General features: G+C 67.8%; 20 protein-coding genes and 2 tRNA genes. 12 read left to right on the top strand and 10 right to left on the bottom strand.

Annotated elements, in window-relative coordinates; translation table 11 throughout:
* Positions 1–5: 5 nt before the first annotated feature.
* Both galT and HHX31_RS30750 read right to left on the bottom strand, forming a co-directional pair.
* On the bottom strand, positions 6–1,064 hold the full coding sequence (galT, locus tag HHX31_RS30755) for a galactose-1-phosphate uridylyltransferase (protein WP_169952805.1): 1,059 nt from the start codon (positions 1,062–1,064) through the stop codon (positions 6–8).
* Positions 1,065–1,098: 34 nt separating this feature from the next.
* Entirely contained in the window at positions 1,099–1,902 is an 804-nt protein-coding gene (locus tag HHX31_RS30750) for a DeoR/GlpR family DNA-binding transcription regulator (RefSeq protein WP_169952803.1), read from the bottom strand.
* A 139-nt stretch (positions 1,903–2,041) separates the two neighbouring features.
* Here HHX31_RS30750 and HHX31_RS36085 point away from each other — a divergent pair, with 139 nt between their 5' ends.
* Positions 2,042–2,119, top strand: coding sequence for a 50S ribosomal protein bL37 (locus HHX31_RS36085; protein WP_396712280.1), 78 nt, complete (start codon positions 2,042–2,044; stop codon positions 2,117–2,119).
* Positions 2,120–2,121: 2 nt separating this feature from the next.
* Here HHX31_RS36085 and HHX31_RS30745 read toward each other — a convergent pair whose 3' ends face one another.
* The 4 genes from HHX31_RS30745 to HHX31_RS30730 form a co-directional block, all read right to left on the bottom strand.
* Positions 2,122–2,688 carry a TIGR03086 family metal-binding protein gene (locus HHX31_RS30745; protein ID WP_169952801.1) on the bottom strand — a complete coding sequence of 189 codons (567 nt, stop codon included), beginning with the start codon at positions 2,686–2,688 and terminating at the stop codon, positions 2,122–2,124.
* Between the two features lie 88 nt (positions 2,689–2,776).
* Positions 2,777–4,510 carry a SpoIIE family protein phosphatase gene (locus HHX31_RS30740; RefSeq protein ID WP_169952799.1) on the bottom strand — a complete coding sequence of 578 codons (1,734 nt, stop codon included), beginning with the start codon at positions 4,508–4,510 and terminating at the stop codon, positions 2,777–2,779.
* Positions 4,511–4,674: 164 nt separating this feature from the next.
* On the bottom strand, positions 4,675–6,033 hold the full coding sequence (locus HHX31_RS30735; RefSeq protein WP_169952797.1) for a TrpB-like pyridoxal phosphate-dependent enzyme: 1,359 nt from the start codon (positions 6,031–6,033) through the stop codon (positions 4,675–4,677).
* A gap of 64 nt (positions 6,034–6,097) precedes the next feature.
* Complete coding sequence (locus HHX31_RS30730) at positions 6,098–6,598, bottom strand: DUF2087 domain-containing protein (protein ID WP_169952795.1); 501 nt, start codon at positions 6,596–6,598, stop codon at positions 6,098–6,100.
* 50 nt (positions 6,599–6,648) lie between these two features.
* Between HHX31_RS30730 and HHX31_RS30725 the strand changes: the two genes are divergently transcribed.
* Positions 6,649–7,041 carry a VOC family protein gene (locus HHX31_RS30725; RefSeq protein ID WP_169952793.1) on the top strand — a complete coding sequence of 131 codons (393 nt, stop codon included), beginning with the start codon at positions 6,649–6,651 and terminating at the stop codon, positions 7,039–7,041.
* Positions 7,042–7,349: 308 nt separating this feature from the next.
* Here the strand turns inward: HHX31_RS30725 and HHX31_RS30720 are convergent, their stop codons facing one another.
* Positions 7,350–7,823: a MarR family winged helix-turn-helix transcriptional regulator gene (locus tag HHX31_RS30720; RefSeq protein ID WP_169952791.1), complete on the bottom strand. Its 474-nt coding sequence runs from the start codon at positions 7,821–7,823 to the stop codon at positions 7,350–7,352.
* 67 nt (positions 7,824–7,890) lie between these two features.
* On the opposite strand from HHX31_RS30720, the gene HHX31_RS30715 reads away from it, so the two are divergent.
* The 3 genes from HHX31_RS30715 to HHX31_RS30705 all read left to right on the top strand — a co-directional run bounded on the left by HHX31_RS30715 (position 7,891) and on the right by HHX31_RS30705 (position 9,412).
* Positions 7,891–8,277, top strand: a complete 387-nt coding sequence (locus tag HHX31_RS30715) for a tautomerase family protein (RefSeq protein WP_169952789.1) — start codon at positions 7,891–7,893, stop codon at positions 8,275–8,277.
* 92 nt (positions 8,278–8,369) lie between these two features.
* Positions 8,370–8,657: a hypothetical protein gene (locus HHX31_RS30710; protein WP_169952787.1), complete on the top strand. Its 288-nt coding sequence runs from the start codon at positions 8,370–8,372 to the stop codon at positions 8,655–8,657.
* Positions 8,658–8,848: 191 nt separating this feature from the next.
* The gene (locus tag HHX31_RS30705; RefSeq protein WP_311932349.1) at positions 8,849–9,412 is read left to right on the top strand and encodes a tyrosine-type recombinase/integrase; all 564 of its coding nucleotides are present in this window, start codon (positions 8,849–8,851) and stop codon (positions 9,410–9,412) included.
* A gap of 108 nt (positions 9,413–9,520) precedes the next feature.
* Here the strand turns inward: HHX31_RS30705 and HHX31_RS30700 are convergent.
* A tRNA-Pro gene (locus HHX31_RS30700) sits at positions 9,521–9,597 on the bottom strand.
* Positions 9,598–9,687: 90 nt separating this feature from the next.
* Here HHX31_RS30700 and HHX31_RS30695 point away from each other — a divergent pair.
* Positions 9,688–9,758, top strand: a tRNA-Gly gene (locus HHX31_RS30695).
* A gap of 207 nt (positions 9,759–9,965) precedes the next feature.
* Here HHX31_RS30695 and HHX31_RS30690 read toward each other — a convergent pair.
* On the bottom strand, positions 9,966–10,748 hold the full coding sequence (locus tag HHX31_RS30690; RefSeq protein WP_169952785.1) for a methylenetetrahydrofolate reductase: 783 nt from the start codon (positions 10,746–10,748) through the stop codon (positions 9,966–9,968).
* 113 nt (positions 10,749–10,861) lie between these two features.
* Positions 10,862–11,341, bottom strand: a complete 480-nt coding sequence (locus HHX31_RS30685) for an ATP-binding protein (RefSeq protein WP_169952783.1) — start codon at positions 11,339–11,341, stop codon at positions 10,862–10,864.
* Between the two features lie 277 nt (positions 11,342–11,618).
* Between HHX31_RS30685 and HHX31_RS30680 the strand changes: the two genes are divergently transcribed.
* The 6 genes from HHX31_RS30680 (at position 11,619) to HHX31_RS30655 (ending at position 19,914) form a co-directional block, all read left to right on the top strand.
* Positions 11,619–12,485 (top strand): helix-turn-helix transcriptional regulator, encoded by an 867-nt coding sequence (locus HHX31_RS30680; protein ID WP_169952781.1) that lies wholly within the window; start codon positions 11,619–11,621, stop codon positions 12,483–12,485.
* A 201-nt stretch (positions 12,486–12,686) separates the two neighbouring features.
* Complete coding sequence (gene tig, locus HHX31_RS30675) at positions 12,687–14,078, top strand: trigger factor (protein WP_169952779.1); 1,392 nt, start codon at positions 12,687–12,689, stop codon at positions 14,076–14,078.
* 373 nt (positions 14,079–14,451) lie between these two features.
* A complete protein-coding gene (locus HHX31_RS30670) occupies positions 14,452–15,096 on the top strand; it encodes a ClpP family protease (protein WP_169952777.1) in 645 nt (214 codons plus the stop codon).
* A gap of 14 nt (positions 15,097–15,110) precedes the next feature.
* A complete protein-coding gene (locus HHX31_RS30665) occupies positions 15,111–15,758 on the top strand; it encodes an ATP-dependent Clp protease proteolytic subunit (protein ID WP_169952775.1) in 648 nt (215 codons plus the stop codon).
* A 207-nt stretch (positions 15,759–15,965) separates the two neighbouring features.
* The gene (gene clpX, locus HHX31_RS30660) at positions 15,966–17,249 is read left to right on the top strand and encodes an ATP-dependent Clp protease ATP-binding subunit ClpX (RefSeq protein WP_169952773.1); all 1,284 of its coding nucleotides are present in this window, start codon (positions 15,966–15,968) and stop codon (positions 17,247–17,249) included.
* A gap of 76 nt (positions 17,250–17,325) precedes the next feature.
* Positions 17,326–19,914 carry a valine--tRNA ligase gene (locus HHX31_RS30655; protein ID WP_169952771.1) on the top strand — a complete coding sequence of 863 codons (2,589 nt, stop codon included), beginning with the start codon at positions 17,326–17,328 and terminating at the stop codon, positions 19,912–19,914.
* The last annotated feature ends 502 nt before the right edge of the window (positions 19,915–20,416 follow it).

Genomic DNA, 20,416 nt, shown 5'->3' with positions numbered 1-20,416 from the left:
GGAGATCAATCCGTGACCACCTCGCGGAGCATCCGGGCGGCCTCCTCCGGGAGCACGTCGTTGACGAACGCGCCCATCGCCGACTCCGAGCCGGCGAGATACTTCAGCTTGTCCGGCGCCCGCCGGATCGTGAAGAGCTGCAGGTGGAGATAGGCCAGGTCGCGGTGGTGGGCGACCGGGGCCTGGTGCCAGGCCGCGACGTACGGCATGACGACGCCGAACAGCCCGTCCAGGCGGCGCAGCACGCCGGTGTAGAGCGGTGCGAACGCGGCCCGTTCCGCGGGTGACAGCGCGGGGATGTCGGGCACCTGGCGGTGCGGATAGACATGCACCTCGAACGGATAGCGCGCCGCCGCGGGGACGAAGGCCGTCCAGTGCTCGTTGGCGGCGACCACCCGGGGCCCGCTTCGTTCCGCGGCCAGGACGTCCGCGAACAGGTTGCCGCCCCGGTGCCGGGCGGCGACGTCCAGCATGTGGCGGGTACGCGGCGTGACGTACGGATAGGCGTAGATCTGCCCGTGGGGGTGCGGCAGGGTGATGCCGATCTCGGCGCCGCGGTTCTCGAAGCAGAAGACCTGCTCCACGCCGGGCAGCGAGGACAGCTCGGCCGTGCGGTCGGCCCACGCCTCGACGACCAGTTCGACCTGCTCGTCGCGGAGGGAGGAGAACGACGCGTCGTGGTCGGAGGTGAAGCAGACGACCTCACAGCGCCCGAGCCCAGGCCGCACCCTGCTGAGGCCGCCCACCTGCTCGTACGCCCCGGTGTCGAAGCTGAACGACGGGAAGCGGTTCTCGAACACCGCCACCTCGTACGGCGAGGGGATCTCCGAGCCGGGATGGGCCGGGCAGAGCGGGCACTCGTCGGCGGACGGCAGGTGGGTGCGCGTCTGACGATGCCGGGCGACGGCCACCCACTCGTCCATCAGGGGGTCGTAGCGCAACTCGGAGGCGAGCGGACGGGGTGGCAGGTCCCTGGGGTCGGTGGCGCTGTGGTCGGCGTCGTCGCGCCGGTCGAAGTAGATCAGCTCGCGACCGTCGGCGAGATGGGTGATGGTGCGCTTCACGTGGCGTTCTCCAACTCTGGGGCGGTGCCCGGCGTCACGGCGCGGTCTCCAGCGTGGACTCCCCGGGCGGATCGGCGAGGATGAGCCCGCCGGCGTGCTCCGACAGCGCGGCGCGCGCGTCCTCCGGCAGGCCGGCGTCGCTCACGACCAGGTCGGCCTCGCCGAGGGCGGCGATCGTGCTGATGCCGACCGTCCCCCACTTGGTGTGGTCGGCCAGGACCACGAGCCGCTGGGCGGCGGCGATGAGGGCCCGGTCGGTCTCCGCCTCCAGCAGGTTGGGCGTGGTGTATCCGGCACGCACGCTCATGCCGTGCACGCCGAGCATGAGCGTGTCGACGTTCAGGGAGCGGACGGCCGCCACGGCCACCGGGCCGACCAGGGCGTCGGAGGGCGTGCGCACGCCGCCCACCAGCACCACGGTCTGGTCGGGCCGCCCCGCCCGGTGGAACACGTCGGCCACCTGCACGGAGTTGGTGATCACGGTCAGTTCCGGGACGTCCACCAGATGGTGGGCCAGCGTCCAGGTGGTGGTGCCGGCCGAAAGGGCGACGGAGCTGCCCGGCCGTACGAGCATGGCCGCCCGGCGGGCGATGGCCTCCTTCTCGGCCTGCTGCCGCATCGACTTGGCCGCGAAGCCCGGCTCCTCCGTCGAGCCCGCGCCGGTGGCGGTCGCCCCGCCGTGCACCTTGACGATGAGGCCGCGTTCCGAGAGGACCTCCAGGTCACGGCGGATGGTCATGTCCGAGACCCCGAGGTCGCGTACGAGCTGCGCGACGCGCACCCCGCCGGTTCTGCGCACCCGCTCCAGGATCACCTGCTGCCGTTGCTGGGCCAGCATCCACCACTCCGCTCAACAGATTCCAACAAATTATGCCCCAGGAGCGTGGGGACATGTTGAGTTGGCGGCCGGGTACTTGCCGGGCGCGAGCCCAGGGGGGACAGTGGGCGAAAAGCATGCTCGACGGAAGGCGGTCGTCATGGGCAGACGCGCACGCAAGTCGAAGGCACGCAAGAAGAAGAAGGCCAACCACGGCAAGCGGCCCAGGGGCCGGTAGGGCTAGGGGTTCCTGCCCCAGGCGACGAGCAGGCGGGTCTGCTGGTCGGCGCCTGCCGGGATGTCACGCTCGTCCCCGATCACGCCCGCCTCGCGGTAGTCCTCCCGCGCCTTCTCGAACCATTCCGAGCAGGAGGCGACGAGTTCGGGGTCGAGCCTTTCCGGCCCGCCGATGGCACGTGCCAGGTCCCAGGTGTGGATCAGCGCGTCCGCGAACAGCTCGGTGATGTACTCCTCGCCCGGCACGTCGCCGAAGGACAGGTGGGCGACGCTGGTCAGCGCGCCCTCGGCGTACACGGCCTGCACGGCGCCCTGCGCGGACGCCTCGAACGCCTTGAACGGGTCGTCTCCGAGCACATCGCCGTCGAAGGCGTCCCCCACCTCCGCGGCCGTACGGCCGGACAGCAGTTCGGGGGCCCACAGGTTCTCGGACACGACGTGGTTGACCAGTCCCCGGACGTCCCAGTCGACGCAGGGGGTCGGCAGCTCCCACTGTCCGCGGCGGACGAGATGGAGGCGGTCCCCGAAACCGTCCAGCGCCCTGCGGTACGCGTCACGGATATCGATCATGTCCCCTCCTCGCCACGAACTCCCCGTTCGAACGTAACTCTTCTCAACGATCAGTCATACACGCTCACAAGGGGAGAGATCGTCCGGGTCAAGGGATGTGCTGCTCGACCCAGACGATCTTGCCGTACGGAGTGGGCCGGGTGCCCCAGCGGTAGACGAACCGCTTGATCAGCTGAAGACCGCGGCCGGTGTCCTCGTCGAGGGTGGCCTGCCGCGGGGCGGGAACGACGGGCGAGCCGTCGGCGACCTCGACCACCAGCGTCCGCCCCCGCAGCAGCCGCAGCTCGATCGGCGGCCAGCCGTGCTTGAGCGCGTTGGTGACGAGCTCGCTCACGACGAGCTGGGTGGCGTCCACCAGGCTGCCCAGGCCCCACCGCTGCAGGGTGCCGCGGACGAAACGGCGCGCGTGCGCGACGAACCGCGGGTCGGCGGGCAACGGGCAGGTGGCGATCTCGTCAGGATCGAGATCACGGACCTGGGCCACCAGCAGGGCGATGTCGTCCCGCTCGTGACCCGACCGCTGGCTGTTGATGATCAGGTCGCACATGTCCTCCAGATCGTCGACGGGACCGGCGAGCAGGCGGCGCAGTCCCATGATCCCGGCGTCCAGGTCCCGCTCGCGGCTCTCCACCAGGCCGTCGGTGTAGAGGGCGAGCACGCTCCCGGCGGGCAGGACCATCTCGCACGACTCCAGGGGGTCGCTGCCGATGCCCAGCGGCAGGCCGGGCGGCAACTCGATGATCTCCGTAGAGCGGTCGGGGTGCAGCAGGATCGGCGGCACGTGCCCCGCGCGGGCGAGCGCGCAACTGCGCGTCACCGGGTCGTAGACGGCGTAGATGCACGTCGCGATCTGGCTCGGGTCGAGGTCCTGGCTCATCAGGTTGAGCCGGAACAGCACCTCGTCGGGCGGCAGGTCGAGGCTCGCCAGCGTCCGCGCGGCCGTGCGCAGCTGACCCATGGTGGCCGCGGCCCTGGTCCCGTGCCCCATGACGTCGCCGACCACCAGGGCGGAACGACCACCGGGCAGGGCGATCACGTCGTACCAGTCGCCGCCGACCCCCATGAGGTCGCTGGCCGGCAGGTAACGCGACGCGATGTCCATCCCGAGCGCCTGCGGAAGCTCGACGGGCAGCAGGCTGCTCTGCAGGGTCAGCGCCGTCCTGCGCTCCCTGGTGTACAGCCGGGCGTTGTCGATGCACAGGGCGGTCCGGGCGGCCAGGTCCTCGGCCACCACCACGTCCTGCTCCTCGAACGGCAGGCTGCCGGCCCGCCGGGTGAAGACCACGCAGCCGAGGACCCGTCCCCGCGCGCGCAGGGGCACCGTGAGGAACGAGCAGTCGGTCAGGAGCGCGGCGACCGCGTCCTCCCGGTCCAGGCTGGCTCCGATCAGCCGGGCGCTCTCCTTGTCCAGCGACGGGTACATCAGCGGCTTCCCGCTCGCCATGCACTGCGCCTGCGGGAGGATCGCCGGGTAGATGATCGCCTCGTCGACGGGGAAGGACTTCATCCAGGCGTCGGGATCCTCGCCGGCCACGCCCAGGGCCAGCCGGCGTACGAGTGTCGTCCCGTCCACCGCCCGCGGCGACAGCTCGCCCTCCGCCATGAGGCGGTCCTGCACCATCACGGCCGCCGCGTCGGCGAAGCGGGGGACCGCCACGTCCACGAGCTCCCGGCTCGTCTCGGCCAGGTCGAGCGTGCTGCCGATGCGCCGGCTCGCCTCGTTCAGGAAGGCCAGCCGCTCGTTGGCGGACGCGGCGCTGCTGCGGCGCCACTGCGCCCGGTTCCCCGGGGCGGGGTCCTTGATAACGCAGTTCCGGTTCAACGAATTCTCCGGAGAGAGCGGATGGTGTTCCAGAAATCGTAGGGAGCTGATACCGCGCATTTCAGCTGTTTGACATGAGTGCTCTGAACAGGCCCGTCGGCACGATGGCGCAGCCCTACCCGCCACTCAAGGGACGAAACGGATATCAGTGAGCATGCGTCACATCAGACAGCGGGGAGATGCGTCAGAGCCTCGTCGATCCGCTCCCGGGGCAGCGTGAAATCCTCCAGGCGACCGGCGAGGTGGCTCTCGTAGGCGGGCAGGTCGAAGTGGCCGTGCCCGCACAGGGACATCACGATGACCTTCTCCTCGCCCGACTCCGCGCACCGCGCCGCCTCCGCTATCGTCGCGGCCACCGCGTGGGAGGGCTCGGGGGCCGGCACGATCCCTTCGGACCTCGCGAAGCGGATCCCCGCGTCGAAGCACTCGGTCTGCGTCACGGCCACGGCCTCCACCAGGCCCAGCTCGTACACGTGCGAGAGCAACGGCGACATGCCGTGGTAACGCAGCCCGCCCGCGTGGATCGGGTCGGGCACGAACGTGTGCCCCAGCGTGTGCATCTTCATCAGCGGCGTGAACCCCGCGGCGTCGCCGAAGTCGTAGGCGTACGTCCCCCTGGTCAGCGACGGGCAGGCGGCCGGCTCCACGCTCCGCAGCACGGGGTTCATCCGCCCCGCCAGCTTCTCCCGAAGGAACGGGAAGGCCAGCCCGGCGAAGTTGGAGCCGCCGCCGGTGCAGCCGATCACCAGGTCAGGAGTCTCGCCGAGGGCGGCGAGCTGCTCCAGCGCCTCCTCGCCGATCACGGTCTGGTGCAGCAGGACGTGGTTGAGCACAGAGCCCAGGGCGTACCGCGTGTCGTCGTGCTGCCCGGCCACCTCGACGGCCTCGCTGATCGCGATGCCCAGCGACCCCGTGCAGTGCGGGTCCTCCGCCAGGATCCTGCTGCCCGCCGATGTCACCGCCGAGGGGCTGGCGTGCAGAGTGGCGCCGTAGATCCGCATCAGCGTGCGCCGGTACGGCTTCTGGTCGTACGACGCCCGGACCATCCAGACCTCGCAGTCCAGGCCGTACTGGGCGCAGGCGAACGCAAGAGCCGAGCCCCACTGGCCCGCGCCGGTCTCGGTGGTCAGCCTGCGCACGCCGTCCCGCGCGTTGTAGTACGCCTGCGGGACCGCGGTGTTGGGCTTGTGCGAGCCCGACGGGCTGCCGCCCTCGTACTTGTAGTAGATCCGCGCGGGCGTGCCGAGGGCGCGCTCCAAGCGGCGGGCGCGGATGAGCGGCGTCGGCCGCCAGAGGCGGTAGACGTCGCGGACGTCGTCAGGGATCGGGACGAACCGCTCGGCCGTCACCTCCTGCCGGATCAGCTCCGCGGGGAAGAGCGGCGCGAGGTCGTCCGGGCCGACCGGCTGCAGCGTCGCCGGGTGGAGCACAGGCGGAGGCGGTGCGGGCAGGTCGGGAACGATGTTGTACCAGTTCCGGGGGATCCGGGACTCGTCGAGAAGGACCCTGGTCGGCTCACCCATGTCTCCCAGTGTCCGCACCGGGGGCCCATCGGGAAAGGGAGTCGGCCGATGTGGCCGGACCCGGTCAGACGGTTCCTCCCGAGCGCCAGTAGACGTTCGCCTCCCGGGTCAGGAACCCCTCGTCCACCAGGTAGCGGCGCAGGGCGGCGTGGTCGTCGTGGAAGGCCCGCAGCGCCACGTCGACCTCCTTTTCCGGGTAGCGCACGCCGATCTCGAAGACCCGGGCGATGTAGTCGAGCACCATAAGCCGTTTGGCCCGCTTCACCGGAATGGAGACGAGCCGCCCGTCGACCAGGAACGCGTCCATCGGGTCCGCGGGCGCGGAGGGGGCCGTGCGCAGCAGTTCGCGGAAGGCCTCCGGCCGGGCCCGCCAGCCGGTCTCCTCGTCCCGTACGGCGAGGCCGCCCCTGGACAGCCGGTCCAGGGCTCTCGCCACCGTCTCAGGGCCGAGCCCGGTGACCTTGTCGAGCGGCTCGCCGGGACGCAGGACCAGGCCGGCGAGAACGCGAAGCGTGTCGTCCTGCCCCAGCAGCCCGAGCACGCGGGAGATGCGCTTGTCGATCACGTGTCCACGGTATTGGGTCGATGAGGACCGCGGAGAATCTGGAGGGCGCCGTGACCGCTCGACTGGACCACACGATCGTGCACAGCAGCGACCGCTTCGAGTCCGCCCGGTTCCTGACCGGGCTGCTCGGCGAGCCGGAGCCCGGCGCCTTCGGGCCGTTCGCCACCGTACGGGTCGCCAACGGCGTGACGATCGACTACGCCGACTCGATCGTCGACAGGGACCGGATCGTCATGCAGCACCTGGCGTTCCTCGTCTCCGAGGACGAGTTCGACGCGATATGCGCCCGCATCGCCGAGCGGGGCCTGCCGTACTGGGGTGGCCCGCACCACCAGGAGCCGCAGCAGGTCAACCACCGCCATCACGGCCGCGGGGTGTACGTGGACGACCCCGACGGACACGCGATCGAGTTCATCACGCATCCGTACGTGGAGGAGGAGTGACGTCCGGCCGGCTCCGACCGGCTCGGAGCCGCAGCCGGTCGGCCAGGAGACGGACAAGGCCGCTTCCGATCACCGGAGGCGGCCTTTGACGTGCATGCGTGCTGGTCGGGGCGACAGGATTCGAACCTGCGACTTCTTGCTTCCAAAGCACTCTTTGTGATGGGCTCACCAGGTATTTGCCCTGGTAGATAGGCCTGTCAGCGTGCACTGTTGTGCGTTGATGTCGCCCGCGACACTTCCGCTCATGCCGATGACAGCGCATGGTAAGCAGCTTGTCCTCGCACGGTCGGTTGGGATGCGCGGCGGCTCTAATCGTCTTGAGGTGCGGTCTCCGTCGCGGTGGAGACAGCCGCCTCGTATCTGAGCAGGGTGTCGACGAATGTCCGCTGTTGTGCTGGGCTCAGCGGCGATAGGGCATGCCGCCACGCATGGGCGCCCGGAGACAGCCACTGAGCGATGGCGGGACGGCTCTCGGCACTGATGTCGATGATTCGTCGTCGGCGGTCGGCGTCGTCCTCACGCCGCACCAAGATCCCTTTGCGGCTCAGGTCGCTCACGATCAAGCTCATCGTGGTCGGCGCGACACCCAGCATCCCGGCCAGCTGAGAGACGGTCAGCGGACCTTCGAGGAGGAGCAGGGACAGCATCGACAGATGCCGGGGTGCTAGATCAAGTGACCGCAACTGTTCCGGCGGCCGCAGACGTTTGACCCTACCGACGAGCCTTGGCATCACCAGGAGCAACTCCCTGACCACATCGTCTGTGGTGTCAGGCGTTGACATCCGCTCACCTTCCAAATACGTTTGCTATCAAATGTAATTTGCCATCAAACCTGTTTGTGAGGATGGTATGCCCCATCTCAGCGTCCACGTCCTGGAAAGCGATCTGGTGGGCCGCGAGGCCGCCCTGATTGAGAAGCTGACCGATGCGGTTGTCGCGGTCTACGGGGAATGGGCGCGAAGCATCGCTGTCGTACAGTTGATCGGCTTGCCCCCTGATCGATGGGGCATCGGCGGCATCGCAGCACAAGCGCCCTCGCCGAGCGTCACGTTCGGCATCAGGGAAGCCGCGTTCAGCCGACCCGATGCCGACGAGATCATCGCCCGCCTCATCTCCGGAGTCACGGATGCCATCGTCGAGGTCTTCGGGGAGCGCGTCCGCGCTGGTGTGACGGTCGAACTCGTAGGCACTCCGGCCGGACGCACAGGCATCGGCGGAGTCGTTGTCGCGTCATAGCGACGGCGGACGACCAGCGCCCGCCTCAATCGGCGCCTCATTTGCCGCGAGCCGGCAGGTGTGCGCACAGCAGTGGATCTACGCTTCCGGCCATGAACGGCCAGTTCTATCGCCGCCGCTGGGACGAATCGCGCGGTGACGAGTTCGACGATTGGGGGCACTCGGTCTGGTACTTCGAGGTCGACGACGACGGTTGTCCGGTGCGTCAGGTCGAGGTGTACGACGCTGGCCCGGTCCTTCGCTACGGGCCCGAACACAAGGAAGACCGGTACGGCGGCCTCGGGCAGGCGAGTTTGTTTGATCCTGACGAAGACTGGAAGCAGTTCGTCATCACCCGAGACATGTTCGAGCGGGTCTGGGAGTCCCCTCCTGGCGGTTAGCAGAACCTCAGGACCACGCGCCTCGCGGCGAGTTAGTGCGTTCACTGGCAGGCAGTAGTCGCCATGGCGCCCTCGGCGCCGAGGGCGTGCCGCGCCCCCGTCCGCGTTCAAGATTGTTGTGACGATGCTAATCAACATTTCTGGGTTGAGGCCGCCCGTCTAAGGCACTGACGTTCGCCCAGGCCGAAGCCGTGCTCAAAGCGGCCGAGGGGACCAGGACGCACGCCTACATCGTGCTGTCCCTGCTCACGGGTGCTCGTATCGAAGAGCTTCGAGCGTTGACTTGGGATCACGTAGACCTGGAAGGAGACTCCGAGGCGAATCCACCCGTCCCGCCTCACGTCGCTGTGTGGCGCTCAGTGCGTTCGGGAGGTGGCACCAAGACACGGAGGTCTCGGCGTACCCTCGCGCTCCCCAAACGGTGTGTGGACGTCCTGCGGCGGCACCGAGAGGAGCAGCGCAAAGCGCAGGGCGATGAGTGGGCCGAAACCAGCCTCGTGTTCGCCTCGGCTGCCGGCACGCCGTTGGACGCGGCGAACGTCCGTCACGCCTTCCGCGCTGTGCTCAAGAACGCCGGGGGAGGGGGATGCCTCGCAGTGGACGCCCCGGGAGTTGCGGCACAGCTTCGTCTCGCTGCTGACTCGGGGGTTGCCCTGGAGGAGATTTCCGGCTTGTGGGGTATAGCAGTACGGCCGTCACGGAGATCGTCTATCGCAAGCAGATCCGGCCGGTGTTGCAGACGGGGGCCGTGGTGATGGACCGTCTCTTCGGGGGCTCAGAGCCGTAGTCACTCCGTTAGTCACCCAGGGGACGGACAAGGCCGCTTCCGATCACCGGAGGCGGCCTTTGACGTGCATGCGTGCTGGTCGGGGCGACAGGATTTGAACCTGCGACTTCTTGCTCCCAAAGCAAGCGCGCTACCAAGCTGCGCCACGCCCCGTCTCGTCGGGTACGCGAACGGTCCGAGACTCCGGTACGCTTACGCCCTGACGACCGGATGAAGTCTAGACCAGATGGACACCGGACGCGCGCGGACGTAGCTCAATGGTAGAGCCCCAGTCTTCCAAACTGGCTACGCGGGTTCGATTCCCGTCGTCCGCTCTCAGTGAGAAGGCCCAGGTCGGGGGAGTGATCCCGGCTCTGGGCCTTGATCTTTTCTTGCCTTCGGATTCCTGTCGTGCCCGTCATGTGCCCGCCGTCTTCTCGCCGTGTTTCCTGTCAAGGTGCTTCCGCAGCCCGGGAATGATCTCCTGTGGCAGGGCCACGACCCGCAGGACCGATCACCCGCCAGGACTGCCGATATGTCCGTCAGCTGAGCAGGTGCTCCAGCCGGGCGGCTACCTGGCGATACCGGGCCACCGGGATCAGATGTACGCCGTCGAAGGCTCCGGAGTCCCGGATCCGGAGCACTTGTTCGCAGGTGGCCTCGACACCGGCGAGGCGGTCGGAGGCGACTTTCTCCACCAGTTCGCTCGGAATGTCGATGTCCGGGATCGCAGCCGCGAGACGTTGGGCGTGCGTCTCACTGGCGAGAACCATCACGCCCGCATATACCGGAACGTCCATCGGGTTGGCGTCCCGCCACCTCAGTAAGGCTTCCAGCGAGAAGCTGACCTGGACGAACATGAAGTCCGCCGCTCGCTTCCAGGCTGGCACCGGACGCAGCGCCGCCGCTGTGCCGACGCGGAAGGGTCGCACTCCCGCGAACGCGCTGTCCTTCGGCAGGGCTCTGACCTCCTCGATCATCGCCCGCACGTTCAGCTCTCCGGTGCGGCTACCTGAACTGGGCTTGTCCCCGTAGACGAACAGGAACTGGTCGACACCGTATGCGGCTGCGGTGAGCAGGTCCCGGCGGAACCCCAGCAGGTTACGGTCGCGTGCGTTGAGGCAGGCGATACTACGGCCCCCCATCGCCTCGACCTCGTGCGCGACCGCCACGCTGGACACCGTGGCACGGCCGATGTGGTTGTCAGGTATGAGGAAAGCGTCGGCCACATTGCTCAGGGTGCCGATCTGGTGCCGAACCTGCTTCAGGTCTGGCCGGGTGGGCGGTTCGATCTCGCAGATGATCTGGAACGGGTGATCGGTCATGGAGCAAAACTAAAGAAGGCAGGCGGCGGCCAGCCACTCGCTTTCATCGACCGAGCGTTCGGGATCTGAGCCACCGGTAGGAAGTCAGCAGGGTCGGCTATGCCGGAGAAACGTCAGTCGCCGGTGCGGAACAGGGCCCATACGGCCTTGCCGCCCTCGTCGAGGGTGTCCCAGCCCCATGCCTGACTGTAGGTCTCGACGATGTAGAGGCCACGTCCGTGCTCGGAGACGAAGTCGGGCTGTGCGGGGCACGGCGCCTGGTCGCTCGGGTCCGATACGGCGAGCAGTACGTGCGGCGCGATGTGAAGGAGCGTCAGCGTTATCGGCGGGTCGCAGGTGCGCGCCGTCGGGCACAGAGCGTAACGAACGGCGTTCGTCACCAGTTCGCTCACGACGAGCGCCGCGTCGTCGCTCAGTTCCGACAGACCCCACTGCCGCAGGGTCGTCCGGGTGATGTCGCGTGCGGTCTTGACCGAATCGGCCTGCGGGGCGAGGGGACACATCGTCTTATCGGACGGACCGGCCGCCCTCCGGAACCAGCCGAATCCCACGTCTCGGGTCAGCTGGCCGCCGGATTTGGGCTCGTCCGACATGGTTGCCCGTACCTCCTGCTGGCCTAAGTCGACTGACTGGTGCACATTTAGCCCAATATGCCCCTAAGACATGATGGATCAGCGACTCCTGCCGCTGCAAGACCCAAATGCACGTGCAGCCGTCATGTGCAGACGCACACTCCGGAAGTGCTAACCGTCAGGGACACCTAGATCAGACCTTGTCATCGGGGCCTGAAGTGGTGACACTGTGTGGGCTGGGGGTGTCGTACGGGTCGTCCCTTGGCGGCACACAGGGCCGAGGTGAGAGGGAGGCGCCGTGATACAGATCCAGACTGGATCGGGTCCGACGGCTCTGCGCATCCTTCTCGGTTCCCAGCTCCGCAAGCTTCGTGAGAGCAAGGGCATCAGCCGCGACCAGGCCGGCCAGTGCATCCGGGCGTCCGAATCGAAGATCAGCCGGATGGAGCTGGGCCGGGTCGGGTTCAAGGAACGCGACGTCACCGACCTTCTCGCCCTCTATGGGGTGGAGGACGAGGAAACGCGCGTCGTCGTGATGAACCTGGTCGAAAGGGCCAACGAGCCCGGCTGGTGGCACAGGTTCAACGACCTTCTCCCCTCGTGGTTCCAGGCGTACGTCGGCCTGGAGGAGGCCGCCGAGCGCATCCGCACCTACGAGGTGCAGTTCGTCCCCGGCCTGCTGCAGACCAAGGAGTACGCGCGTGCCGTCATCATGGCGGGCGCGGTCGGCGCGGCGCCCGAGGAGATCTCCAGGCGGGTGGACCTCCGGCTGGAACGCCAGCGCATCCTCGACGGCGGGAGCAGCCCCAAGTTCTGGGCCGTGATCGACGAGGCGGCGCTGCGCCGCCCGATCGGCGGCGTCGACGTCATGCGGGGCCAGATCCAGCACCTCATCGACCTGATGGGCCAGCCCAACGTGACGATTCAGGTCATCCCGTTCAGTTACGGAGGACACGCCGCCGAGGGCGGCGCCTTCAGCATTCTTCGGTTCGCCGACCCCGACCTGCCCGACATCGTGTACGTCGAGCAGCTCGCCAGCGCGCTCTACCTGGACAAACGCGAAGAGGTCGACCGCTACAGCGAGGTCATGGAACGCCTCTGCGCGGTCAGCACCACCCCCACGGAGACGGTGGACCTGCTGCGGCAGATCATGGCCGACCTCTGATCAGTCGCTACCGGGCCTCATCTGCTCTAGACTGCCCTTGGCGTTGGACACCCGCCACAGTCGAGCATGCCCGGACAGGTCGCGTGCAGGCGAGTCGGTGATCCTGTGCCTTTTACGTGGGCGCGGCGCGCGTTACAGTGCCGCGGTTGCCGTGCACGACGTGCCCGCGATCACCAGCTGCTGGATCAAGGAGACCACCCCGTGAAGACCGCTGTCGAGGAGCTCAGCCCTACCCGGGTCAAGCTCACCGTCGAGGTGCCGTTCAAGGAGCTCGAGCCTAGCCTGCAGGCCGCATACAAGAAGGTCGCACAGCAGGTGCGGGTGCCCGGCTTCCGCCCCGGCAAGGTGCCGGCCCGTATCATCGAGCAGCGCTTCGGCCGCGCGGTGGTTCTCGAGGAGACCCTGAACGACGCCCTGCCCAAGCTGTACGGCCAGGCCGTTGACGAGACCGACGTCTTCCCGGTCAGCCAGCCGGAGATCGAGGTCACCAAGATCGAGGACGGTGAGCAGGTCGAGTTCACCGCCGAGGTGGACATCCGCCCCGCCTTCGACATCCCGGACTACCGGGGCGCCGAGATCGTGGTCGACGCCGCCGAGGTGACCGACGAGGACATCGACGCCCAGCTCGAGGCCCTGCGCCAGCGTTTCGCGACGCTGACCGGGGTGGAGCGGGCGGCCCAGAACGGCGACTACGTCGTGATGGACCTGCGTGCGGAGATCGACGGTCGCAACCTCGACGAGCAGCAGGCCACCGACGTGTCGTACGAGGTCGGTGCGGGCTCCGTCCTGCAGGGCCTGGACGACGCGCTGCAGGGCATGGCCGCGGGCGACGAGAAGACCTTCCGCACCACGCTCGTCGGCGGTGAGAACGCCGGCGAGGAGGCCGACGTGATCATCAACGTCAAGTCGGTGAAGGAGAAGGTGCTGCCGGAGCTGGACGACGAGTTCGCGCAGCTCGCCAGCGAGTTCGACACGCTCGACGAGCTCAAGGACAGCATCCGCGAGCAGGTCCGCCGCAACAAGCTCGTCGACCAGGTCGTGCAGAGCCGCGAGAAGGCCCTCGACGCCCTGCTCGACAGGATCGACATTCCGCTGCCCGAGAGCGCGCTCCAGACGGAGATCGACGCGCGCAAGCACAACCTCGAGCACCAGGTCGCCGAGAGCGGCCTGAGCCGTGAGGCGTACCTCCGTCTCCAGCAGACCACCGAGGAGGAGCTGTTCGCCGACTACGAGGCGAACGCCGCCAAGGCGCTGAAGTCGGGCTTCGTCCTCGACAAGATCGTCAAGGCGGAGGAGCTCGGCGTCAGCGAGCAGGAGCTGACCGACTTCGTGGTGCGCCGCGCCATGCAGATGGGTGTCGCGCCGAACACGCTGGCCCAGCACCTCGCCGACAACAACCAGCTCCCGCTGGCGATGATGGAGATCGTGCGCGAGAAGGCCAAGACCGTCATCGGTGACGCCGCCAAGGTCACCGACACCGCCGGCAACGAGGTGGACATCCAGGCCGTCTACGCCGAGCTCAACCCCCAGCAGGAGGCCGTGGGCGTGGACGAGGCGGGCGTGGAGCCCGCCGACGAGGCCAAGGAGAGCTGACCTCCGAGGCTCTCGCCCGACCTCTCCCGCCGGCCGCCGCGACGCGGCCGGTGCGGTGGCTGTAAAGGAACCCCTGGCGCACTCAGGTGCGCCGGGGGTTTTCGGTTATATCCGGGCAAATCCCCGAGAATTTGTTTATTACCGTGCTGAGAGATCGGCCGCCGGCGGCTTCTTACGGGGTGGTCCGGCAGTGACACACGCGGCTCGGTAGCGCGTCCAGGGCGGGAAACACGGGCGTTCCGCCGAGGACGGCCCGGTGAGGGCGGGGCATGCGCCGACAGCGAACAGTACGGCGCACGGGCATGACCTGTCTGCGCCGCGCGTTAAGGTCACAAGCAAAGCCAATCGATTACGAGCATCGGAAGGTGACGCTGTGACCAGCCCGCCGACCTTCTTCCCGACCGGTGGTTCCGGCTTCGAGGCCCGGAGCCCGGAGGGTGGCCCCTCCCGCCTCGAGGACCAGCTCTACCAGCGCCTGCTGCGCGAGCGGATCGTGGTGCTCGGCACCCAGGTGAACGACGAGGTGGCCAACCGGCTGTGCGCTGAGCTCCTGCTCCTCGCCGCCGATGACCCCGATCGCGACATCTGGATGTACATCAACTCCCCCGGTGGCTCGGTGACCGCGGGCATGGCGATTTACGACATGATGGAGTATGTGCCGAACAACGTCTGCACGGTCGCCATGGGTCTGGCCGCCTCCATGGGGCAGTTCCTGCTGTGCGCCGGCGCACAGGGCAAGCGGTACGCGCTTCCGCACGCCCGGATCATGATGCACCAGCCGTCCGGTGGCATCGGCGGCACGGCGGCCGACATCGCGATCCAGGCCGAGCAGATGCTCTACGTGAAGAAGACGCTCGCGGAGCGGATCGCCTACCACACCGGCCAGCCGCTCGACCAGATCGAGCGCGACTCCGACCGGGACCGCTGGTTCACGGCCGAGGAGGCCAAGGACTACGGCTTCATCGACCACGTGGTGCGCAGCGCCCGCCAGGTGCCCTCCGAGGGCGCCGTCTCGTGACTGGAGCTTCCCAGATGAGTGAGCTGATCCGGCCGGGTGACATCAACGGCCGCTACGTCCTTCCCTCCTTCGTCGAGCGCACCTCGTACGGCGTCAAGGAGATGAACCCGTACAACAAGCTGTTCGAGGACCGCATCATCTTCCTCGGTGTCCAGATCGACGACGCCTCGGCGAACGACGTGATGGCGCAGCTGCTGACGCTGGAGTCGCTGGACCCGGACCGCGACATCAGCATGTACATCAACTCGCCGGGTGGGTCGTTCACCGCCATGACGGCGATCTACGACACCATGCAGTTCGTCCGGCCCGAGATCCAGACGGTCTGCCTGGGCCAGGCGGCCTCGGCCGCGGCGGTCCTGCTGGCCGGCGGCACGCCGGGCAAGCGGTTCGCCCTGCCGAACGCCCGCGTGCTGATCCACCAGCCCTACACCGAGGGCGGCGGTCAGGGCAGCGACATTGAAATCCAGGCTCGTGAGATCCTGCGGATGCGGTCGCTGCTCGAGGACCTCGTGGCGAAGCACTCGGGCAAGTCGGCCGACGAGGTCCGCAGGGACATCGAGCGCGACAAGATCCTCAGCGCCGAAGAGGCGAAGGCGTACGGGCTGGTGGACGACATCATCCCGTCGCGGAAGAAGCGTGCGGCGGCGGTCGCGGCTTCCTGAGGGAGTTGCCGCACCGGAACGGTGCCCATTTGGGCACGTTCCGGTGCGACTCACCGCTAGGGGGCTCACTGAGGGCCCGAGAGACGGTAACGTCGAAACCTGAGCGGGATGACGTTTTCGCACCGGATCGCGATCACCAGATCACGATCGCGATGCGGACGAAAGCGACCGCGGCGGCAGGCGGTCCCACGCAAAGGAGTATCTGGGGTGGCACGCATCGGCGACGGGGGAGACCTGCTGAAGTGCTCGTTCTGCGGCAAGAGCCAGAAGCAGGTCAAGAAGCTCATCGCCGGACCAGGCGTATACATCTGCGATGAGTGCATCGATCTCTGCAACGAGATCATCGAGGAGGAGCTCTCCGAGTCCTCCGAGCTCAAGTGGGACAACCTCCCCAAGCCCCGTGAGATCTACGAGTTCCTGGACGCGTACGTCATCGGGCAGGACAAGGCGAAAAAGGCCCTGTCGGTGGCGGTCTACAACCACTACAAGCGCGTCCAGTCCGGGGAGCGGGGCCGCGACGACGGCCTGGAACTGGCCAAGTCCAACATCCTGCTGCTCGGCCCCACCGGGTCGGGCAAGACCCTGCTCGCGCAGACGCTCGCCAAGATGCTCAACGTGCCGTTCGCCATCGCGGACGCGACCGCGCTGACCGAGGCCGGCTACGTCGGCGAGGACGTGGAGAACATCCTCCTCAAGCTGATCCAGGCCGCCGACTACGACGTCAAGAAGGCCGAGACCGGCATCATCTACATCGACGAGGTCGACAAGATCGCCCGCAAGAGCGAGAATCCGTCGATCACGCGGGACGTGTCGGGCGAGGGTGTGCAGCAGGCCCTGCTCAAGATCCTGGAGGGGACCACGGCGAGCGTGCCGCCGCAGGGCGGGCGCAAGCACCCCCACCAGGAGTTCATCCAGATCGACACCACGAACGTGCTGTTCATCTGCGGCGGCGCCTTCGCCGGCCTCGAGAAGATCATCGAATCCCGGGTCGGCAGGAAGGGCATCGGCTTCAACGCGATCATCCACTCGAAAGAGGAGATGGACTCGTCCGACATCTTCTCCGACGTCATGCCGGAAGACCTGCTGAAGTTCGGCATGATCCCCGAGTTCGTCGGCCGGTTGCCGGTGATCACGTCGGTGCACAACCTCGACAGGAGTGCGCTGATCCAGATCCTCACCGAGCCGCGCAACGCGCTCGTGAAGCAGTACCGGCGCCTACTGGAGCTGGACAACGTCGAGCTGGAGTTCACCGACGACGCGCTTGAGGCCATCGCCGACCAGGCGATCCTGCGCGGCACCGGCGCCCGCGGCCTGCGCGCCATCATGGAGGAGGTCCTCCAGTCCGTGATGTACGAGGTGCCCTCCCGCCAGGATGTGGCCCGCGTCGTCATCACCCGTGAGGCCGTGCTCGAGCACGTGAACCCGACCCTCGTGCCGCGCGACCAGTTGCAGGCCAAGCAGCAGCGCACTCCGAGGGAGAAGTCGGCCTGACAGCCCCTTCGCCGACCGGGTTGTCGTCCACAGGGTGTGCGGCGACGGCTCGGACGGCGTCCGGACGTCCCTAGAATTGGGCAGCGTGACTACGTCTGAGCTGCCCACCCAGTACGCCCCCGCCGATGTGGAGACCCGGAGCTACGAGCGCTGGGTATCGGCGGGCTACTTCGCCGCCAACCCGGGCAGCGGGCGTGAGCCGTACAGCATCGTGCTGCCTCCGCCCAACGTGACCGGGTCGCTCCACGTCGGCCACGCGCTCGACCACTCGATCCAGGACGCGCTCACGCGTCGGGCCCGGATGCGGGGGATGGAGACGCTGTGGCTGCCCGGCATGGACCACGCCGGCATCGCCACCCAGAACGTCGTGGAGCGTGAGATCGCCAAGGAGGGCCTGTCCCGCCACGACTTCGGCCGGGAGGCGTTCGTCGAGCGCGTCTGGCAGTGGAAGGAGGAGTCGGGCGGCCGGATCCTCGGCCAGATGAAGAAGCTCGGTGACGGCGTGGACTGGTCCCGCGAGCGCTTCACCATGGACGCGGGGCTCTCCCGAGCCGTCCAGACGATCTTCAAGAAGCTGTTCGACGACGGGCTCATCTACCGCGCCGAGCGAATCATCAACTGGTGCCCCCGCTGCCTGACCGCCCTGTCCGACATCGAGGTCGAGCACAGCGACGACGACGGCGAGCTCGTCTCGATCCGGTACGGCTCGGGTGACGAGGAGATCGTCGTCGCCACGACCCGCGCGGAGACCATGCTCGGTGACACCGCGGTCGCGGTCCACCCCGCCGACGAGCGTTACGCGCACCTGGTCGGCAGGCACGTCGAGGTTCCGCTCACCGGGCGGCGCATCCCGGTCGTCGCGGACGAGCATGTGGATCCCTCGTTCGGCACCGGCGCGGTCAAGGTCACCCCGGCGCACGACCCGAACGACTTCGAGATCGGGCGCCGCCACTCGCTGGAGTCGCTCGTCGTCATGGACGAGCGGGGCGTCATCACCGCTCACGGTCCCTTCCAGGGCCTCGACAGGTTCGAGGCGCGGCCCGCCGTCGTCGCCGCGCTGCGCGAGCAGGGCCGCATCGTCGCCGAGAAGCGCCCGTACGTGCACTCGGTCGGCCACTGCTCCCGATGCAAGACGGTTGTCGAGCCGCGGCTGTCCCTGCAGTGGTTCGTGAACGTCACACCGCTGGCCAAGGCGGCCGGCGACGCGGTGCGTGACGGCCGCACCCGCATCCACCCGCCGGAGTTGGCCAAGCGCTACTTCGACTGGGTAGATGACATGCACGACTGGTGCATCTCGCGCCAGCTGTGGTGGGGTCACCGGATCCCCGTCTGGTACGGCCCGGACGGCGACATGGTCTGCGTGGGGCCCGACGAGGAGCCGCCGGCCGGTTACGAGCAGGACCAGGACGTCCTCGACACGTGGTTCTCCTCGGGTCTGTGGCCGTTCTCCACGCTGGGCTGGCCCGACGACACCCCCGAACTGGCGCGCTTCTACCCGACGAGCGTCCTGGTCACGGGCTACGACATCCTGTTCTTCTGGGTCGCCCGGATGATGATGTTCGGGCTGTACGCGATGGACGGCCAGCCGCCGTTCCGCACCGTGGCGTTGCACGGCATGGTGCGCGACCAGTTCGGCAAGAAGATGTCGAAGTCGTTCGGCAACGTCGTCGACCCGCTCGACTGGATCGAGCGGTACGGCGCGGACGCCACCCGCTTCACGCTGCTCCGCGGTGCCAACCCCGGCTCCGACGTGGCGATCAGCGAGGACTGGGCGGGCGGATCCCGCAACTTCTGCAACAAGATCTGGAACGCCACCCGGTTCGCGCTGATGAACGGCGCCGTCTCCGACGGCCTGCCCGACGACCTGACCGCGGCCGACCGGTGGATCCTGTCCCGGCTGCAGGAGGTCGTCGCGAGCGTCGACGCGGCCTTCGAGGAGTTCGAGTTCGCGAAGGCGTCCGACGCCCTCTACCACTTCGCCTGGGACGAGGTCTTCGACTGGTACGTCGAGCTGGCCAAGGTGCAGTTCGCCGAGGGCGGCGCGGTGGCCGAGAACACCAAGCGCGTGCTGGGGCACGTCCTCGACGCGCTGTTGCGGCTGCTCCACCCGCTCGTGCCGTTCGTGACGGAGGAGCTGTGGCGTGCCCTGACCGGCAGGGAGTCGATTGTGGTCGCTCCCTGGCCGTCGGTGTCGTCCGGTCTGCTCGACCCTGCCGCGGAGCAGGAGATCGTCTCGCTGCAGAACCTCGTCACGGAGGTGCGCAGGTTCCGCTCCGACCAGGGTCTCAAGCCCGGCCAGCGCGTGGCCGCGCGACTGTCCCTGTCCGGTACGGCTCTCGCGGCCCATGAGGGCGCGATCCGCGTCCTGCTGCGCCTGGACGAGCCGGCGGACACGTTCAGTCCGACGGCCCGGCTCACCGTCGGCACGGTGCTCGTGGAGATCGACACGGCCGGTGCCATCGACGTCGTCGCCGAGCGGAAGCGGCTGGAGAAGGACCTGGCCGTGGCGCGCAAGGAGCAGGCGCAGGTCACGGCGAAGCTCGGGAACGAGCAGTTCATGGCGAAGGCCCCCGACGACGTCGTGGCGAAGGTGCGGCGGCGCGCGGAGCAGGCCGCCGAGGACATCGCTCGCCTTGAGGCGCAGCTCGCGGCCCTGCCCGAGTAGGTGTGCCAGAGGAGGTTTGGGAGTGCTGGAGACAGGGCAGGACTAAGAAGTTGCCCAAGTTGTCTCCAGCACCTCCGGACCGGTGCTAGTCTTTCTCAAGCGCTGAGGGTCTGGCAGGCCGGAGCACATCCGGTGGTCGAACTCTCGGGCACTCCCTCCTTCTGATCCGATCTCGGGATGTCGTGGCGATTCGACGAGATGCCGAGGATCGGGTAAGTTCGAGGGGTTGTCTCGGAAACGGGGCAGCTGAAATTCTTGGCGGAAAACGGAATTCGTAGCAAATCGGGTTGATTTGACACGAATAACGGAACTCGCCAGAATAGAACACAGAACGAAGCGAAACGCCCCGGAGCGTGGGACCTGCGAAGCGGGTTCCGGGTGATGGTGGTCGCGTCCGTTTCTTGAGAACTCAACAGTGTGCTAAAAGCCAGTGCATGAATCATGCATGACCCCGTCATATCGGTGGTTTCACCGGTGACGGATTCCTTTGAACGGCATCCTT

The sequence above is a fragment of the Microbispora sp. H11081 genome, assembly GCF_012999535.1.
Classification (GTDB): domain Bacteria; phylum Actinomycetota; class Actinomycetes; order Streptosporangiales; family Streptosporangiaceae; genus Microbispora.
The sequence above is the reverse complement of the archived record's forward strand: the minus strand, read 5'-3'. Positions and strand labels throughout refer to the sequence as shown.

Bases quoted from the DNA above. Each gene is read 5' to 3' on its own strand.
- HHX31_RS30750 (WP_169952803.1), bottom strand. From the start codon at position 1,902: ATGCTGGCCCAGCAACGGCAGCAGGTGATCCTGGAGCGGGTGCGCAGA.
- HHX31_RS36085 (WP_396712280.1), top strand. From the start codon at position 2,042: ATGGGCAGACGCGCACGCAAGTCGAAGGCACGCAAGAAGAAGAAGGCC.
- HHX31_RS30745 (WP_169952801.1), bottom strand. From the start codon at position 2,688: ATGATCGATATCCGTGACGCGTACCGCAGGGCGCTGGACGGTTTCGGG.
- HHX31_RS30735 (WP_169952797.1), bottom strand. From the start codon at position 6,033: ATGGGTGAGCCGACCAGGGTCCTTCTCGACGAGTCCCGGATCCCCCGG.
- HHX31_RS30720 (WP_169952791.1), bottom strand. From the start codon at position 7,823: ATGTCAACGCCTGACACCACAGACGATGTGGTCAGGGAGTTGCTCCTG.
- HHX31_RS30715 (WP_169952789.1), top strand. From the start codon at position 7,891: ATGCCCCATCTCAGCGTCCACGTCCTGGAAAGCGATCTGGTGGGCCGC.
- HHX31_RS30710 (WP_169952787.1), top strand. From the start codon at position 8,370: ATGAACGGCCAGTTCTATCGCCGCCGCTGGGACGAATCGCGCGGTGAC.
- HHX31_RS30690 (WP_169952785.1), bottom strand. From the start codon at position 10,748: ATGACCGATCACCCGTTCCAGATCATCTGCGAGATCGAACCGCCCACC.
- HHX31_RS30685 (WP_169952783.1), bottom strand. From the start codon at position 11,341: ATGTCGGACGAGCCCAAATCCGGCGGCCAGCTGACCCGAGACGTGGGA.
- HHX31_RS30665 (WP_169952775.1), top strand. From the start codon at position 15,111: ATGAGTGAGCTGATCCGGCCGGGTGACATCAACGGCCGCTACGTCCTT.